The organism is Brevibacillus laterosporus LMG 15441, assembly GCF_000219535.2.
GTDB lineage: Bacteria > Bacillota > Bacilli > Brevibacillales > Brevibacillaceae > Brevibacillus_B > Brevibacillus_B halotolerans.
In genome coordinates, this window is sequence record NZ_CP007806.1 from 1,590,081 (window position 1) to 1,607,719 (window position 17,639).

18 protein-coding genes are annotated in these 17,639 nt (G+C 40.9%); 12 read left to right on the top strand and 6 right to left on the bottom strand.

What is annotated here, in order from left to right; all coding sequences use genetic code 11:
• Positions 1 to 83 precede the first annotated feature (83 nt).
• Positions 84 to 1,016, top strand: a complete 933-nt coding sequence (locus tag BRLA_RS07380; RefSeq protein WP_003338095.1) for a DMT family transporter — start codon at positions 84 to 86, stop codon at positions 1,014 to 1,016.
• 136 nt (positions 1,017 to 1,152) lie between these two features.
• Here the strand turns inward: BRLA_RS07380 and BRLA_RS07385 are convergent, their stop codons facing one another.
• Both BRLA_RS07385 and BRLA_RS07390 read right to left on the bottom strand, forming a co-directional pair.
• Positions 1,153 to 2,667 (bottom strand): carboxypeptidase M32, encoded by a 1,515-nt coding sequence (locus tag BRLA_RS07385; protein WP_003338094.1) that lies wholly within the window; start codon positions 2,665 to 2,667, stop codon positions 1,153 to 1,155.
• A 259-nt stretch (positions 2,668 to 2,926) separates the two neighbouring features.
• Positions 2,927 to 3,202, bottom strand: coding sequence for a hypothetical protein (locus BRLA_RS07390; protein WP_003338092.1), 276 nt, complete (start codon positions 3,200 to 3,202; stop codon positions 2,927 to 2,929).
• 473 nt (positions 3,203 to 3,675) lie between these two features.
• Here BRLA_RS07390 and BRLA_RS07400 point away from each other — a divergent pair, with 473 nt between their 5' ends.
• From BRLA_RS07400 to BRLA_RS07425, 6 genes are all read left to right on the top strand, one after another.
• The gene (locus BRLA_RS07400) at positions 3,676 to 5,280 is read left to right on the top strand and encodes a peptide chain release factor 3 (RefSeq protein WP_003338091.1); all 1,605 of its coding nucleotides are present in this window, start codon (positions 3,676 to 3,678) and stop codon (positions 5,278 to 5,280) included.
• Between the two features lie 148 nt (positions 5,281 to 5,428).
• Positions 5,429 to 6,664, top strand: a complete 1,236-nt coding sequence (locus tag BRLA_RS07405) for an MFS transporter (protein ID WP_003338090.1) — start codon at positions 5,429 to 5,431, stop codon at positions 6,662 to 6,664.
• Positions 6,665 to 6,840: 176 nt separating this feature from the next.
• Positions 6,841 to 7,443 (top strand): hypothetical protein, encoded by a 603-nt coding sequence (locus tag BRLA_RS07410; RefSeq protein ID WP_003338089.1) that lies wholly within the window; start codon positions 6,841 to 6,843, stop codon positions 7,441 to 7,443.
• Between the two features lie 25 nt (positions 7,444 to 7,468).
• Positions 7,469 to 8,236: an energy-coupling factor transporter transmembrane component T family protein gene (locus tag BRLA_RS07415; RefSeq protein WP_003338088.1), complete on the top strand. Its 768-nt coding sequence runs from the start codon at positions 7,469 to 7,471 to the stop codon at positions 8,234 to 8,236.
• On the top strand, positions 8,233 to 9,198 hold the full coding sequence (locus BRLA_RS07420) for an energy-coupling factor ABC transporter ATP-binding protein (protein WP_003338087.1): 966 nt from the start codon (positions 8,233 to 8,235) through the stop codon (positions 9,196 to 9,198). The genes BRLA_RS07415 and BRLA_RS07420 overlap by 4 nt, the downstream gene beginning before the upstream one ends.
• Positions 9,191 to 9,991: an energy-coupling factor ABC transporter ATP-binding protein gene (locus tag BRLA_RS07425; RefSeq protein ID WP_003338086.1), complete on the top strand. Its 801-nt coding sequence runs from the start codon at positions 9,191 to 9,193 to the stop codon at positions 9,989 to 9,991. Before BRLA_RS07420 ends, BRLA_RS07425 begins: the two co-directional genes overlap by 8 nt.
• A gap of 143 nt (positions 9,992 to 10,134) precedes the next feature.
• Here the strand turns inward: BRLA_RS07425 and BRLA_RS07430 are convergent, their stop codons facing one another.
• On the bottom strand, positions 10,135 to 10,950 hold the full coding sequence (locus BRLA_RS07430) for a GNAT family N-acetyltransferase (protein ID WP_003338085.1): 816 nt from the start codon (positions 10,948 to 10,950) through the stop codon (positions 10,135 to 10,137).
• A gap of 517 nt (positions 10,951 to 11,467) precedes the next feature.
• On the opposite strand from BRLA_RS07430, the gene BRLA_RS07435 reads away from it, so the two are divergent.
• Complete coding sequence (locus BRLA_RS07435; RefSeq protein WP_003338083.1) at positions 11,468 to 12,535, top strand: YdcF family protein; 1,068 nt, start codon at positions 11,468 to 11,470, stop codon at positions 12,533 to 12,535.
• Positions 12,536 to 12,718: 183 nt separating this feature from the next.
• Positions 12,719 to 13,087: a DUF4180 domain-containing protein gene (locus BRLA_RS07440; protein WP_003338082.1), complete on the top strand. Its 369-nt coding sequence runs from the start codon at positions 12,719 to 12,721 to the stop codon at positions 13,085 to 13,087.
• 121 nt (positions 13,088 to 13,208) lie between these two features.
• Here BRLA_RS07440 and BRLA_RS07445 read toward each other — a convergent pair whose 3' ends face one another.
• On the bottom strand, positions 13,209 to 14,063 hold the full coding sequence (locus BRLA_RS07445; RefSeq protein WP_003338081.1) for a sulfurtransferase: 855 nt from the start codon (positions 14,061 to 14,063) through the stop codon (positions 13,209 to 13,211).
• Between the two features lie 219 nt (positions 14,064 to 14,282).
• On the opposite strand from BRLA_RS07445, the gene BRLA_RS07450 reads away from it, so the two are divergent.
• The gene (locus BRLA_RS07450; protein ID WP_003338080.1) at positions 14,283 to 14,936 is read left to right on the top strand and encodes an HAD family hydrolase; all 654 of its coding nucleotides are present in this window, start codon (positions 14,283 to 14,285) and stop codon (positions 14,934 to 14,936) included.
• Between the two features lie 138 nt (positions 14,937 to 15,074).
• Here the strand turns inward: BRLA_RS07450 and BRLA_RS07455 are convergent, their stop codons facing one another.
• Positions 15,075 to 15,311: a hypothetical protein gene (locus BRLA_RS07455; RefSeq protein WP_003338079.1), complete on the bottom strand. Its 237-nt coding sequence runs from the start codon at positions 15,309 to 15,311 to the stop codon at positions 15,075 to 15,077.
• A 56-nt stretch (positions 15,312 to 15,367) separates the two neighbouring features.
• The gene (locus BRLA_RS07460; protein ID WP_003338078.1) at positions 15,368 to 15,796 is read right to left on the bottom strand and encodes a DUF2621 domain-containing protein; all 429 of its coding nucleotides are present in this window, start codon (positions 15,794 to 15,796) and stop codon (positions 15,368 to 15,370) included.
• 236 nt (positions 15,797 to 16,032) lie between these two features.
• Between BRLA_RS07460 and BRLA_RS07465 the strand changes: the two genes are divergently transcribed.
• Both BRLA_RS07465 and BRLA_RS07470 read left to right on the top strand, forming a co-directional pair.
• Positions 16,033 to 16,404, top strand: a complete 372-nt coding sequence (locus BRLA_RS07465) for a hypothetical protein (protein ID WP_003338077.1) — start codon at positions 16,033 to 16,035, stop codon at positions 16,402 to 16,404.
• A 188-nt stretch (positions 16,405 to 16,592) separates the two neighbouring features.
• On the top strand, positions 16,593 to 17,543 hold the full coding sequence (locus tag BRLA_RS07470) for a tetratricopeptide repeat protein (RefSeq protein WP_003338072.1): 951 nt from the start codon (positions 16,593 to 16,595) through the stop codon (positions 17,541 to 17,543).
• The last annotated feature ends 96 nt before the right edge of the window (positions 17,544 to 17,639 follow it).

Here is a 17,639-nt window from a genome sequence, read left to right on the forward strand (position 1 = left end):
ATTACTGTTGATGGTAAAGACCATTTACATAAACAATAGAGAGAAAAAACGATTATTTTTATTAAAAAGTGGGAGAGATTTACTTGTCTAATAGCACGATAGCGTATATCAAAGTATCCATTGCCATGTCTATAATAGGGAGCTTTGTAGTAGTAAATAAATTTATTTTAGAGCAAATCCCTATTTTTTTAGCATCTGAATTAAGGCTATTGATTGCTAGCCTTATCTTACTGCCAATGTTTTGCCGAAAGGAAAGAAGACTTCCTACCTTATATAAAAAAGATGTTTTTGTTTTACTTATACAAAGCTTCGTAGGGATTTTTCTATTTAGCATTTGCTTGCTATATGGCTTGCAATATACGTCCGCTGTGGAGAGCGGGATTGTACTGAGTTGTACTCCAGCTGTAATGGGGGTCATTGCGTACGTTTTTCTTAAAGAGAAATTAGGCTTTGCCAAGATTTCAGGGATTTTGTTAACCATTTTAGGAACGGTTTCTATAAATGTATTCGGAATTATTGCTACGAATAGTATAAGCTTTAGCTCATTATTTGGGAACTTTCTCATTCTTTGTGCTGTTATAGGGGATGCTATCTTTTTTTCGTTTGGAAAACTATTATCGAAAGCTTGGTCTCCTTTAGCTATCTCAACGGCGTTAAGTATTGTAGGGGCGATTTTATTTTTACCACTAGCTATACATGATGCATTAAGCGTTGATCTTTCTGAAATATCCATAACGATTTGGCTGTTGGTTTTCTACACAGCAATTGTCGTAACAATTTTAGCTGTCATTTTAATGAATCAAGGATTAAAAGTGATACCTGCTAGTGTAGCATCCGTGTTTACTGCGTTAACACCCATTACTACGATTTTATTATCGAGTTTAGTGCTGAAGGAAGATATCTATTGGTACCATGTTTTAGGAATGGGGTTTGTAGTATTGGGAATTATTGTCCTGACCCGAACAAAAGAAAAACCAGTAGGGATGAATGTAGTCAAAACAGACGAAGCTAAATGATAAATACGTCAATTGAGTGAATGTGTCATTTGTTCAATACCATTATAAATAGCCCCCTTGTGCAGCATCTAAAACAGGATGAGCATGCAAGGAGGCTATTTTTTATATGTCTATAAGGAAATACCTTGTCTTATTTCTATAGCTGATATAAATCCTTATACTTTGTTTCTAGATAATGAACTAGATAGCTTGCATTTACTTTTTCCCCGGTAACGTGCTGCAAAAGCTCCTGAGGAGATTTCATTTTTCCGAATTGGTGGATATTCTCGCGTAACCATTGGTTAATCGGTGCAAAATCACCTGCACGTAAAAGATCGTCAAAATTAGGAAGCTGTTTTTTCATTGCATGCGTAAATTGCGCGGCATAAACATTTCCTAGGGAATATGTTGGGAAGTAGCCCATTAAGCCGCTTGACCAATGAACATCCTGTAGGACACCAAGATCATCGCTAGGTACATCGACGCCTAGGTATTCTTTCATTTTCTCGTTCCAAATTTGTGGTAGCTCTCCTACTTCAATGGTTTCATTGATTAAGCCCTTTTCGATTTCATAGCGGACCATGATATGCAAATTGTAGGTGAGTTCGTCTGATTCCGTACGGATAAAGGAAGGTTCCACTAGGTTGGCTGCCCGATAGAAATCTTGTAAGGCTACATCGGCAAACTGCTCAGGGAAAGCTTGTTGCGCCGCTGGATAGAAATGCTCCCAGAAAGGTAAGCTTCGTCCTACCATGTTCTCCCAGAAACGAGACTGGGATTCATGAACGCCCATCGAAGTACCGTTACTTAGCAATAGACCATTGTAAGCCGCATTTACATTTTGCTCATACATACCATGACCTGCTTCATGTATACTGCTCCATAATGCATAACGGAAGTCCTGTTCATCGTATCGGGTGGTTAGACGGACATCGGTGGAGCCGAAGTGAATGCAGAAAGGATGGGTACTCGTATCCAGGCGTCCAGCTTGGAAATCAAAGCCGATTTTTTGGAGCACGAGCTGATTAAATGCCGCTTGATCTGCTTTGGCAAAATGCTTTTCCATAAAGCTAATATTGGGGCGACGATTTGATTCATTGATGGCATGAACCAAAGGAACCGTTTTATCACGCAATAAGGTGAAAATTTGATCTAATTGTTTTACTGTCATACCAGGTTCATATTGATCCAACAGAGTATCATATTTATCTGGCTTTGCTCCCCAGTAATCAATGAATTCCAATTTCATTTTTACGATTTTTTCTAGGTAGGGACGGAACAGGGAAAAATCATTTTTTTCGCGAGCCTCTTCCCAAAGATTTTCAGCTTGGCTTGTAACAAGCACATATTCCTGATAACGGTCGGTAGGAATCTTTTTGTTTAAGTCAAAATCCTTTTTGGATTCTTCCACTAATTTTTGAGTGACCGCATCTAATTGCTTGTAGGCTTGCTCCTCAGTTAGACGTTGTAGGAAATCCTCCATTTGATCGGATGTGGAAAGCTTGAATGCTTCAGTGGATAAGGTCGAAATCACTTCAGAGCGAGCATCCATTCCTTTTTTCGGTGCTTTTGTGCGAAGGTCCCAGTATAAGACGGCAGTTGCATTGTTGTACGCCTGAATTTTTTTAGAGAAAGTAATAAAATCGGCAGCTAATTGATTAATCGTACTCATAGACAGAACGCCTCCTAAAGAAAATTTTCTGATAAAAAATTTTTGTTTGAAAATTATGTATAATATTGCGCGCCTACGATATCTTCGCTACACACGCTAACTGTCTCATTATTATAGCGGATTTTTGCTCTAAGTACATCTATCTTCAACAAAAGAAAAGTAGTAATTTATTATTTGTTCGCTCTACATTTTGAATAACGGATGATGATATAGCCAATAAAGAAAATAGCAAGGATAGGCGCCATGATGATAGTCCAGTTCATCTCACTATTATGGCTATCTTTAGCTTGTGCGATCTCTTTAAAGAGCCAGCGAAGACATACTTTTGTTTTGGCATCCACCCACTGAGTCCTGTTATCATTTCCCCATTCTTTATCTCTGCCGCTAAATAGATTTCAGCATGGTTTGGAATAACTTTGTAACTGATAGCTTTAGGGGGTAGAGAACCGACTGAGAGCTTTTGGTCTTTGTCAGTAATCTCATTGATAAACTCAGGTTTTACTGTGATTTCATTTAAAATCAAATCTTCTTTCATTACATAAACCTTGTCTAAAGCGATCGGCTTACCAGTAAAGCCAGTGTCAGCCGCAATAAATAGTTCATAACCGTCATTACGCCAGGTTTCATTTCTTCTTACTCTTGGTATGCTGGTTTAGAACAGCTTTGATCTGACAAAAGATGGACTCCAAATGGTAAAAGGCACCTTGGAAGCAGACGCACTTGTTAGTGATCAGCTACTTCTAAAGAAATCCTATGTTATTCTTCAAAACAAGTCCGATCATCATTTTTATACGACCGATGATGCACACCCCCTTTGTTGTGAAAATATAGAAACCTTTTACATGAATGACGGATCATGTTGGATAAAGTTTCAGGAAAGATAGGACGTGGTTGAAGAGATTCGTGTTGATTGTAGACTTTTCTCTTTTATCGTGGCGAGTTTGTTTGTATAATCGTACTGGTAGAGAAGCGTAAGGAAGAATTTGATTGCTATAGGAGAATGAATAAATGACTCAATCACAAGCGAATTGGGAGAATGAAATTACGAGACGGCGTACATTCGCTATCATTTCCCACCCGGATGCCGGGAAAACGACAATGACTGAAAAATTATTGTATTATGGAGGCGCTATTCGAGAAGCCGGTGTGGTGAAAGGGCGTAAAAATTCGAAGCATGCTACTTCCGACTGGATGGAGATTGAGAAAAAACGTGGTATCTCAGTAACCTCCTCTGCGATGGACTTTGAATATAAAGGACACCATATTAACATTTTGGATACACCTGGTCATGAAGACTTTAGTGAAGATACGTACCGTACATTGACTGCTGCTGATGCCGCGGTCATGATCATTGACGTAGCAAAAGGGGTAGAGGCGCAGACCATTAAGCTGTTTAAGGTTTGTCGGATGCGTGGAATTCCTATTTTTACCTTTATCAACAAATTGGATCGTCACGGAAAGGACCCGTTCTCTCTTTTAGAAGAACTAGAGAATGTTTTGGGAATCCGCTCTTATCCAATGAACTGGCCAATCGGTATGGGGAGCGATCTTTGTGGTGTATACGACCGAATGAAAAATCGCGTTGAGCTGTATCAGGATGGTAGCGATCACCAGGAGATATCCTCTGTTGAGGTAAGTGGACCTGATGATCCTAAAATTAAGAGCAGCGTAGGCGAGGTTTTGTACGATCAGCTTCAGGAAGAGGTTTCATTGTTAGATATCGCTGGCGATGAATACGATGAGTCGCTGATTGCTAAAGGGGAGCTAACTCCGGTATTTTTCGGTTCGGCGATCAATAACTTCGGCGTGCAAACTTTCCTAGAAAATTTCTTGCAGATGGCACCATCACCTTCACCAAAGAAAAGTACGATCGGTGAGGTTGATCCATTAAATGGTAAATTCTCCGGTTTTATCTTTAAAATTCAGGCGAACATGAACCCAGCACATCGGGACCGTGTAGCATTTATGCGTATTTGCTCAGGTAAATTCCAAAGAGGAATGAATGTTCGTCACGTGCGGTTAGGCAAGGATATTAAATTGGCTCAACCCATGCAATTTATGGCGCAGGATCGCGAAATCGTTGAGGAGTCATTTGCTGGTGACGTGATTGGATTATTTGACCCAGGAATTTTTCAAATTGGAGATACACTCTGTGTTGGGCCTGCATTTGAATATGAGGAAATGCCTCATTTCTCTCCAGAATTCTTTGCTAAGGTGACCGTTAAAGACGCGATGAAGCACAAGCAATTTCAAAAAGGCGTCATGCAACTGACAGAAGAAGGTACTGTGCAATTGTTTAAGACCCATCCATGGGAAGAACTCATCCTTGGAGTGGTTGGTGTCTTGCAATTTGAAGTACTGGAGTATCGCTTGAAGGCAGAGTACGGCGTTGATATTGAATTACAACGCATGTCCTATCAGATTGCTCGCTGGATCGAAGGGGATAAAGAGGCGATGGATGCGGTTAAATCACGTAGCCAATCTGTTACAGATCGTTATGGTCGTCTAGTCATGCTATTTGATAGTGAATACCAATTGCGCATGGCACAGGAAAAATATCCGAAGCTTACTTTCCATGAGAGTTCACTAGGATTACACCGTGTAACGGAATAACATACGAAAGCAACTGCTAGAAGACGCAAAGGATGCAAAGACATCTTTTGCGTCTTTCTTTGTATAAAAAGGTTTTTTCATTCATGAAGCGGACAGCCACTCTCATATAGTGAAAAGAGCAGTAGCAAAGGAAGGAGTGGAAATTGTTTTGCGGAGAAAGTATGCCCTTTGGTTGCTGTTTGTCATTTTGTTTTTGGCCTCGTTCGACATGCATGCACAAATGCCCCTCTTGTCACCCTTTATTGAAGAATTAGGAGCGCCTGCGTTGCTAATTGGACTTTTGTTAAGCGCGTATTCCTTCACTAACCTGATTGGCAATTTGACAGCAGGACCTATCATTGATCGTTATAGCAAAAAAGGATTTATTAGCGCAGGCTTGATGATCTCAGGAATTCTATTAATGCTGCATGGGATTATTGATAGCTCTACGCAATTGCTCGGTATTCGTTTGACCTATGGGTATGTTATGGCTTTTGTTTCTCCAGCTTGCTTTGCGGTACTCGCCTCATCTGCGGATACGATCGATGAGCAAAATAAAATATTTGTGCAAAAGGGGATTATTCTGACCTTTGCCTCTATTTTGTCACCAGCGGTCGGGGGATTTCTCGCAGGAAGGTTTGGATTTGCTAACTCCTTTGTCATTCTGGGGTGGGTAATGCTCATCACAGGGCTGATTGCATTGCTCTTTTTACCCAAGCATAGTGGTGATGCAAGGAGGGTGAATCCTGAGGAATATGTATTTAAGGAGGAGGTGCAGGAACAAAAGCAGGGCCACCAAAACAGCCTGAGTCAAAAGAAAACGGTAAAAGCAACGCTACAGGTGATATTCGGAAGCGTCGGGATGTATCCCGCTTTCTTTTCTGCCTTTGCTATCATGTATGCGCAAGGGACTATGATGTATGAAGTACCGCTATTAATTGCACGTCAGCATTTAGATCCTACTGTCACTGGAATGGTTTTTAGCATGATGGGAATAGGCTCATTGCTTACATTGAGCATAGCGCAGATTCAACGTAAATCGCCTGTGGTTCGCTGCTTAATTGGCCTATCTATGTTGAGTGCCATGTTTTATGCGACAGCAATGAATTGGAATGTCTCGATTTACTGGATGATGTTTATAGTGGGGGGAGCCTTTGGTCTGTTATTTCCTGCAATGACAACCATTTTAACCTCTTATGCTCCACGTCAGCTCTACGGAACCGCATTTAGCTTTTACTCTGCTATTATGTCTGCTGGAGCTATATTAAGTCCGATAGTGGCGGGAATATTTGATAATATCAGTCGCTCATTTTTTACTGGATTTCTCGTGCTGATGACGGCTAGTGTGTGTTGCATCCTGTTTCAGGATAAAAAGTGGCAAGCAGTCTCTCCGGTGCGGCGCTAATATGGCGCCATGACGGGGAGAATTTTCATTTTTTGAGGAGTGAATTGTCAGTACATGGTAAATCTATTAGAGAACGAGGACAAATTAAAAACTTCTTGTGCAAATTGTTACGAAACTATTGCTAGTATGGCTTTTAGCCTCCATACTAAAACTAATTTTGTTAAGGAGGAATGTACATGTCTACAAAACGCAGCATGTGGTCATTATCAACTACTGCTCTCGTACTTATTCCAGTAGCAGTTGGTGTAAATTACATCGGTAAGCTGTTTGCTGGACTCTTAAAATTACCTCTATGGCTGGATGCTATTGGAACAGTGCTGGCTAGTTTGCTTGCGGGTCCTATTATCGGGGGATTGTCTGGACTTATTAACAACATTATTTATGGTTTAACAGTGGACCCGATTTCGTTTGTATATGCTATAACGAGTTTGTGCATGGGCTTGGTTGCAGGGGTAATGGCTTTTAAAGGCTGGATAAACAGTTGGGGTAAGGCGGCGGTTGTTGGATTAACTGTCGGGGTCACCGCTGTACTTATTTCTACACCGCTAAATGTATGGTTTTGGGGAGGACAGACAGGGAATTTATGGGGCGATATTGTGTTTGCATCTGTAATGAACAAGACACAATCCATCTGGCTTGCTTCTTTCTTAGATGAACTAGTGGTGGACGTTCCGGATAAACTTTTAACGGTTTTGGTTGCCTATGGTATATATCGGGTATTGCCAAAGAGCCTTATTCATATGTACAAAAACAAGTCAGATATTGAGTCACTGGATTAAGTTATAGATAAGAGGTGTAGAAACCATGAAAACATTAAGTCTATATGTTCAAAAGGATACGGTCATACACCAGATTGATCCGATTACCAAGCTGTTCTATATTGTTTTTGCTATATTGGTACCTATTATTTTACCGACTCTGTACACTGCCTTATTTGGGATGCTGGTGAGCTTCTTTATTTTATGGATTGGCAAAGTGTTCAAACGTGCTTTGGCAGTCATTAGCTTTGTTGGATTTGTGCTGATAACCATTGTGCTGATCCAAGGTTTTTTTCATGTGGAAAACCAAACAGTACTATTTCATATTGGCTCTTGGGCGTTTTATCAGGAAGGACTACTATATGCGCTAGGGATTTGTTTTCGCGCCCTTAATATTGTAGGAGCATTTCTCATTCTTGTCCTGACGACGAAACCGTCTGATTTAATTGACTCGCTTGTCCGAAAAGGATTGTCGCCTCGCTTCGGATATGTATTAAGCTCTGTATTTCAAATTATCCCACAAATGATGGCAACAATGGAAACGATTACAGATGCGCAGCGATCGCGAGGAATGGAGACACAAGGAGGCCTGCTGACCAGAATGAAAGCATTTGTTCCACTAATCGGTCCGGTTGTATTAAGCTCGCTTATTGATACGAAGGAACGAAGCCTAGCCATACAGGTTCGCGGATTTAATGTGGCCGGTCCCAAGACGTTCTTGCAGGAAGAAACAAAATATGCACATGGAAAAATGTTACGAGCACTTATGGGAGTATGCATAGGGATTGCGATTGTTTGGAGGGTTATCGGATGAGTCACATTGAGATTAAACAGCTAAAATATCGGTACCCGATGAGCGAACAATTGGCGTTAGATGGTGTGAGCATGACAGTGCGACGCGGTGAGTTCCTTGGTGTGATTGGACAAAATCGAGCGGGTAAATCAACATTTTGCCAAGCATTAACTGGCCTAGTCCCTCATTTTTATAAAGGAGCCTATGGGGGCAGTGTGATGATTGATGGCACGGATGTGGGCAAAGCAGGAATTGACGAAACCATACGCAAGGTGGGCATTGTCTTTCAGAATCCTTTTACACAGGTGACAGGTGCTAAGCTAACGGTGTATGAAGAAATTGCGTTTGGCTTGGAACAATTGGGTGTGCCTCGTCAACAGATGATGGAGAGAATTGATCAAGTCCTCCATTTATTAGATATCGAGGAATGCAAGGACCGAGCCCCATTTGACTTGTCAGGTGGCCAGATGCAACGCATGGCAATTGCTAGTGTTATTGCTATGCGTCCTCAGGTGATCGTGCTGGATGAACCTACATCTCAGCTAGATCCCCAAGGCTCCGAGGAGGTTTTTCGTGCTATCCATAGTTTGAGTCAAGAAGGCATGACTGTCATATTGGCTGAACACAAAATGGAAAAGCTGGCCGAATACGCTGACCGTATTGCTTTATTTCATCAGGGAAAATTGATTGATGTGGATACACCGTCCCGCCTGTTTTCACGCGATGATTTGGCTCAGTACGATATTCAACCACCTGTCTATACCAGAGTATGTCGTGAATTAGGGCTAAAGGTATCTGGTGCAAATACATATCCTGTTACATTAGGGGAAGCACAGCGTTCGTATGAGGCATATCAGCAACCAAATAGGCAAGGGACGGCTGAAGGACAACAAATATCAGATTCCTTGAAAACAACAATAAAGCCTATCGAGCACCATGGGCAACAAAGATCGCAGTCTAATGAGGGTGACCAGCATGATTAAACTAATGGATGTTCGGTTTGGTTATCAAAATGGCCAAGAAGTACTAAAAGGAATATCGCTTGCCTTTGACCAACGCACAACAGCTATTATTGGTCAAAATGGTGCGGGGAAAACAACGTTCGTCAAGCTGTTAAAAGGTTTATTGCAGCCAACAGCGGGTGACATTCTCATTGGAGAGGTTGATACAAAAACAGCAACGGTAGCTCAGCTTGCTGGTTCAATTGGACTCGTCTTTCAAAATCCACATGATCAGATTTTTAAAAGAACGGTAGTAGACGAAGTGATGTTTGGCCCCCTACAGCTCAAGGTAGACGTGCAAACGGCAAAGCAGCGTGCCAAGGAAGCATTGCAGCTAGTAGGCTTGTGGGATCGTCAAGCTGAGAATCCACATGATCTGGGACTATCGGAGAAAAAACTAATTACCATCGCATCTGTGGTTGCTATGAATACGGAGGTTGTCATTTTAGACGAGCCAACAATAGCACAGGACGATGCTGGAAAACGGCGGATTGCTGAAATTATTAGGCAGTTGAACCAGGAAGGCAAACTAGTGCTGGCTATTTTGCATGATATGGATTTTGTGGCTGCCCATTTTGAGAGAACCATTGTTTTGAACCAGGGGCAGGTACTCGTTGACGCTGACACTCGCGATGTCTTTTTCAATCGGGAGCTTTTGCAACGCGCAGGATTGGACACGCCCTATGTGACTCAACTAGGTGAAAAGTTAGGGGAAGCTGAAACCGTCCTGACAGCGGAGGAACTGATCAAAAGATGGTCAAGTAAGAGCAAGTAGTCCACGTTAGCCTATTTTGTAACTGATTAACATTTATCGAAAAAGCCCATGGTTTCCATCGCTGAAGAGAAATCATGGGCTTTTCGTGTGTAAAGTCCAAAAATGAATTACAAGAAGGGATTTGAGAGAGGAACAATATAGGTTTATTCCTCAACTAAATGCCGATTTTCAAAAACCTTTATCTGACCGACGGATTGAAATCCTGATCTTTTATAGATATTGATTCCATCAGGAGAGGCTTGGAGAACACAGAGAGGAATTTTTTGTTTTTGGACCTCCATGACAAGAAAATTAAACATTGCCGATCCCAAGCCTCTTCCCCTGTATTCTGATCTTGTAGCAATATCGTAGATACCAACACTCTCTTTGGTGAAAACCAGGGAACCAATTGATACAATCTCCTCTTTGTATGCACCAAGATAGAGCTTCATTTTTTCACTAAATAATTGTGGATAGGAGGAGAGCTGTTCATAATAAGAGCGTACCGAGGATGATTCCTGTGACGTATGAAACAGAGAGGCAAGTACTTCGCCAAATACTCTGATATCTTCAGCAGTTGATACTTGCCTTATGACAAAGCCTTCGGGAGCCAACACAACAGGCTCTAATTGGTCTACATTTGCGAGCATGGCCACATTCATTTCGGCTTCTGCTAATCCAGTACCCTCCAGTATAGGACTCAAATCTTGGCCATCCTCCCAGTACCAAAAGGCCATGGGGAACTTTTTAGTTTGAAAGTGGCGTATATCTTTTTTTAATTCTTTTTCTTCCGATTGGTTTAGTCGATTATTCTGTAATACAATGATATTAAACGTATCTGCGGGAAGACCACAATCTACTTTGACGTAATTTTCTGCATTCTTTACCGTCATGCCAGCTACGTTATTTGCTAGAAATGAAACCTTGTCAATCAGATTAGTCAAAATTACACGCTGGTAATATGTTTGATTGATGTCCATTTTCATGTTCCTTTCATCATTAATAAGGTAAGAGCGCTCTTAGATGTAAAAATGATACAATGACTGAGGAAAAATTGAAATTACTTTCACCATATCTACATCCTCCATAATATTCTGATAATGATTTGCTTTTACAAACTACAGCGTAGGTGGAGAATCATCATTCGTTGGTGGGGGATTTTACCCATTCTTCTGCTACTGTTCCAACGTTTATTTTATGCCTGACATTTATAGTAAGTTAGTCATTTTCTTACCTTTTGGATAAAAAATAATCGTTATCTACAATTGTTTGTATAAGTAGACTGTGGTATCATGTTTTTTGTAAGCGATACCATTCATACGGCGTGTTACTAGTTAGACTAGGCATAAGCCAAATGAACGGAGCAATTCTTCCGTTTTTTTGCCTTATGCCTTTTTTATTTTATTCGTTAATTTTTAATGCGCTTACATAACCTAGCTGTACCTATTTGACTCAATAGGTAACGTACATCGCCAAGAACTATTAGGAGGAACTACCATGATAAGACACAAAAACAAACTGATCCTTTCATTAGCGCTGGCACTCTCCGTCTCTCCTCTCACTAGCGCATTTGCTCAAGGAGAAACAACTCCTGTTGTAAAAAACGAAACAACAGCACAACGAATCCAGCATCTGGTTGATTCCACAATTGACCTGTTTCGCAATAGCTCTCAAAAAGATAAATTTGCATTAATGGAAAAAAATCTGAAGGAAGCAAGCTCCTTAGACCCATTTAACATGGAGTTAAAATTCTATTTGGCCTCAACCTTGGTTTTTCAGAAGAAAGTAGAAGAGGCTGTGGGCATCTACAAGCAAATTGTTAATTTCCAGCCTAATCATTTTGAGGCAAATCTATTGTATGGTGTTTATTCGAAGGTAAATGGCGACGAGGCTACCTATCAAAAATCCATGGCTGCATTACAAAAGATTGATCCACAGCGAGCAGCAGCTTTCCAAGCGAAGCTACAAGCGGCAGATGGATATTTAAAAACGGAACTGAATACCACAGTGCCTCAAAATCTGCCTCAAAAAAATCATGCGATTATTATTTTAGGCTTTGCACTTGAAGATAATGGCTCTATGAAACAACCATTAATTGAACGTTTGCAAGCTGGATTAGCTATTGCAAAAAAATATCCTCATTCCAAAATTATCGTTACAGGTGGTTCGCCAAAAAATGGTAATACAGAAGCAGAAGCGATGAGCAAATGGTTGTTGGAAAAAGGAGTAGATCAGAATCGAATTGTTCTAGAAAAAAGTGCATCTGATACAGTTGAAAACGCATTATGCACAACGGCTATTTTAGAGACCATGGAGATTACTGATGCAACCTTAGTAACAAATGCAACACATATGCGTCGAGCTCTATCTGGCTTCCAAGCATCTAGTGATCACTATGCGCGCCTAATGGGAAAAGAAAATAAACGTACCTTTACAAACATGGTATATATGGATTACGCATCTGCTGAAAAAGCAAAGCAAGTAACCAAGGATGAAAAGCTAGGGATTTACCGTGATTTATTACGCACTTCAGGAATCTGGGCATTCCCAGGCTATCAACGTTAATAGAACAAATAAAGATGGAAAAGCCCCGTTGAATGGGGCTTTTCCTTTCTGTTTAGAAGGGGCAATATTAAGATAATAGTATTATCTATTACTTTAGAATTTATAGTAAAATTCCCGTTCTACACATCTGGATTGTGGTATATTGTTACAACAAGAAGAGAGAGAATAGAAGAGAGGTGCAATATGGAAATTAAGGTGGATGAAAAAGGCAATTCAAAGGTTGCCATGATATCAAGCGACAGCATCATCATTCAGAATGTAAACGATGCTTTGGATTTAATAGCAAACGTAGGATATAATGGATGCGAGAAAATGCTTTTGAGAAAAGAACACCTAACTGAGGAGTTCTTTGACTTAAAAACAGGTCTTGCAGGTGAAATTCTACAAAAGTACACAAATTATAAAATGAAGCTTGCACTGGTTGGCGAATTTGACTTCTATAACAGCAAGAGTTTGAAAGACTTTATGTACGAATGCAACAAAGGAAAACAGGTGTTTTTCAAACGAACAGAAGAGGAAGCGTTAGAAGCGTTACATGGTTTAAATACGTAAAAATAAGCGGTGTCAGATCAGTATTTTTCGTAGTCAATAATTCCATATAAATGCACAATCAAAATGTTGGTAAATCACTAGAAAAAGACCATCTAAACGTACTAGATGGTCTTTCTTTTCATTACTCATCTCCTGTCGCCACAGGGCTATCTGGATAGGAGGACCAATCGCTCCAGCTTCCTCCGTACAGCTTGGCATCGGGTCGACCGGCTCTCATAAGCGCTAGAAGATTAACGCATGCTGTTACACCTGATCCACAGTACACGATAATTTGTTCTTGCTGTAATAACTCACCGAAATGATTTTGCAGTTGTTCTTTCGTTTGTAATGTGCCGTCTGCTTGCAGGGTATATTTGTAAAAGAAACACTTAGCTCCAGGAATGTGTCCCGCCTTAGGGTCCAATGGTTCCATTTCCCCACGATAGCGCTCCGGGGCACGAGAATCCAGAAGAGGTGTAGAAGACTCCCGCTGGACCACTTCATTCTTGGTAAGAAGCATATCTGATTGGACATTAGCTGTGAAGGAACGTGACTTTCTATGCAGGATTTCTGTACTAGTCGGATAAGTAGCTCTGTTCCATGCGGCATAACCACCATCCAGTACATATACCCGCTCATGTCCAACGTAGCGTAACATCCACCACAAGCGTGCTGCCATTGCCAAATCATCCCCGTCATAGGCGACAACGGTTGTATGTTGGTCAATACCAATTCGGGAAAATAAAGCTTCCATAGTGGCAATGTTCGGCAATGGATGGCGTCCACCATGCCCCTGCTCTGTTTTTTGGCCGGATAGGTCTGACTCCAAGCTGATGTAGACGGCCCCTGGAATATGCCCTGCATCGTATTCTGCACGCCCTAGATCTGGTTGTCCAAGTATAAAACGGCAGTCTAGTATTACAATTGAAGGATCATTCAGGTGTTCATAAAGCCAATCAGCTTGCACCATGGGATCTTGCAGCTTACTCTGTAACATTTCATCCCTTCCTTCCAAACAAGCTCGAAATTATTGCCTTTTTTCTACTATAGCAGATTAAAAGTTGTTTCGTCTTTGAAAAGAATGATACATTGAGGATAGAGGGGCATACCTTTCCGTTTTCATGAAATACATATGATTTAGAGCAAGAAAACATTTTTGTTTTTTTAGAGATTGTTACATTCATAGGTTAGATAGATTAACAGGTAGGAGGATACCATGATAAAAGCGCTAGTGTTTGATTTTGACGGAACCATCTTAGATACGGAATGGACATTATATCAATCATTTAAGGAAATCTATGATTCTTATGGTGTAATACTTCCTGTTGATCTATGGTCACAAGGGGTGGGAAGTGAGCTTGTATTTGATCCTTTTTCTCATTTAGAAGAGCTGATTCAAACTCCGATTGACCGAGTTGCAACAGAAGATAAATGGCTGAATCGTCACAGAGAATTGTTGCAGACAACAGATTTGCGCCCAGGTGTACGGGATTATTTAGAAGCAGCGCGTAATCTAGGGTTAAAAATTGGTCTTGCCTCTAGCTCTCCCCGTTCCTGGGTCGACCCTCACCTAAAGAAATATGGTATACGGGATTATTTTTCTTGTGTCTTAACCAAGGATGATGTGCTGCAGGTCAAACCTGACCCAGAGCTTTACACAAAAACGCTTGAGTGCCTAGGAGTAAGACCGTATGAAGCAATTGCCGTGGAGGATTCAGTCACCGGAGCGAAAGCTGCCAAAGCGGCTGGAATGTACTGTATGATTACACCGCATGAGCTATCTCGTAAGCATATTTTTGCAGAGTATGATGTGCGGATGGAATCTCTTGCGGAGAGACAGTTGGAGCAGGTGTTAGAAGATTTTAAATAACGTTCTTGTAAAGAATTGATTTTTCATATAACATACGCTATTAAAATTCCATACGAAAACCCTTCTGATGCCCAGCCATTTTTAAGACGGGATAAGCAGAAGGGTTTTAATTTGTTATCTATAACGGTGTTCATTCTGTTATTGACGTTTACCAAGGAAGACGACATCGTCATCATCTGAAATGGAATGTTCGCGAGGCTTGTTCTGAAAAGGCCCGTTTTTATGCGACACAGTACTGGAATAAACATGAGAGCTATTGCCATTTTTTAGTCCTTGGATAAACCGACTCGCTTTCCCTGCTATAACAAGTGCCACTACGGCAATCAATACAATTGGAATCAAAGCTAACATCGCTAAAATGAGTAAAAATTTCATCTTGGTCTCCCCTTTAAGTCGGTTAGTAATATATACGAAATAGGAGCAGGGAAGTTTCAGGCTTGTAAATATTTTTGAAAAGGTGTAAAGTCAATTTCTTTTTCTTTTAAATGGGCAATCAAAAATTTATGATCACGTTTTGGCGTTGCGATGATATATCCGCGAATGATTAGCTCTGTTGTCATATGCTCAGCTTTTTCATCTAGTGCCAACTGTCCAATTTTAGCAGCAATGGTACGTCTCGCAACGGGACGGAACAACTCAGGCACAGGGCTAACTAGTTCGTTTAAAAGCTGAAGGCTATCGTCATCCCACATATGACTAGTCTGATCAATAAAGTGATCTTGCCAATCTAATTCCGATTTGCCATCCTGCTTAGGCATTGATTTTAGAAATTTTCGGAACATAAAATAGCCACCAATGGCAAACAGACCAACTAGCACAATAGTCCAACCGACAATAAACCAGGAAAACAATCCGTTCACAAGCTACACCTCGTTATCGTTATGCTTCTTACTATCCGTAATTTAACTATCGATCTAATATTTTCATTGTACAACAAATATTCCGTTTTTTTAAGAGGAGGAATAGGCCGAAGCTACCCAAACTCGCACCAATTACCTATACTGAATTGCCTAATCAAGGATTTTCTCTTTCCAATTCTACACGAAATGAGTAAGATAGATAGTACAATAGCTGTTGGAAAAGGGGGCTCGTGTCTATGTTTACACTTGGACAACGGGTAATTATCACAGCAGATTCCTTTGAACAATCGTTGCCAATCGGAGAACATGCCTATCTTATTGGCCGCGATCGCAACCCGGATTCGGCTTTTGACTGGTTGATTCGTGTCCCAAAATATGATCGGCATTTTCCTGTAACGGATAAAGATATTGCTTTAGAAGAGACCATTTGGGCGGAAGCAGCTGAGCGAGCGCAGCAAGAAGCTTTGCTTGACTTTGCCTTGGCTACCAAAAATGAAGCTTTGTTTCGAAAAGTAGTAGGTCTTGCTGATGAAGAGCCTGAACAAGGTGCGACAAAGGAATCACCTGAGGAATTTATTCGTAAGGTAAATATGAAAGCTTGGATATAGGTAACGATCAGAATGATTTCCCTGTAGGGCCTAATGAAAAGGCGGCTTGGGGAGGTCATTTTGTATTTTCTCTGCCTTCATTGCAGGAATTGCAGGGTGATAACAAGAAATCTGTTAGAGAAGAGATCGATTTTTTAAAAACTAGGTGACGAAGCTCATATCGCCATGGAAAGAGAGGCCTTTTAGCCATGTCAGATTTTATCGAATTTCAAAATGAAGATGGACAGAGTATGCAGTTATCCCGTGAGGATTTTCAAAATACAATAATTCCGAAGTATATGGAGCTTTACTGGAATGAGAATGAAAAATTACGAGAGTTCGCGATGGAGCTGGTGCGTCAGGAGTTTCCTGAGCAGGCTTCTAAAGCAGCGGATCGCTTATTGGAGTTATACGGTCCAATTGAACCAGCAATGATATTCCGTTCCATTGTACATATGCAAATAGGGGAATTTCCACAGGCTCAGAAGCTATTGCACGAAACGATTGATCAATACCCAGAATCAGCTACCGCTCATCTTAATCTAGCTCGCCTGTATGCTCATGGAGGCGAGGAGCATACGGCAGGATTACTTTTGCAAAAGTCATTGCTTATTGATCCAAACCAAGACAATGCATTAGAATGGCTGACTACCTCCTTTATGGAAGCAGGTAAGAAAGAGGAGCTATATCAATATTTAACCGAGCTTGGTAATCGCGAAGGTGCATGGCGTCCGCATTATGTGTTAGCCCTAGTCGCTTTAAAGGAAGGCGACCTGTTGACGGCTATGAATATGTTTAAAGAGACGCTAGAGAAAGTAAACGGTCATGAAGAAATTGTCATGAACGTGACAGGGGAACTTGGACAGGCAGGGTACGTTTATCAGCTTATCCAGATTAGCGAGCAATATTGGAAACCAAGCTTTGAACGTCCATATGCAGGCTTTAACTATATCAATGCGCTGTTACAAACAGATGAGACAAAAAAAGCGATTGATGTCTTAAAAGAATTAGTAGAACATACGCGTGAAGAATTTAAGCCAGCGGTACAAGAATATGTGGACAAATTGCCACAGGAACTTCTGGAAGCACACCAAGCCGAAGAGAAAAATCCAGTAGCCACCAATGGAGAAACGAAGAAGTCTTGGTGGAAAATTTGGTAATTAGCAAAAGACACGTATAAAATAGACACAAGGCGCTATTTTCCTTTTCGGAAGATGGGGTCTTGTTTTTTGTTTGTAACGGTGTTCGGAGTATAA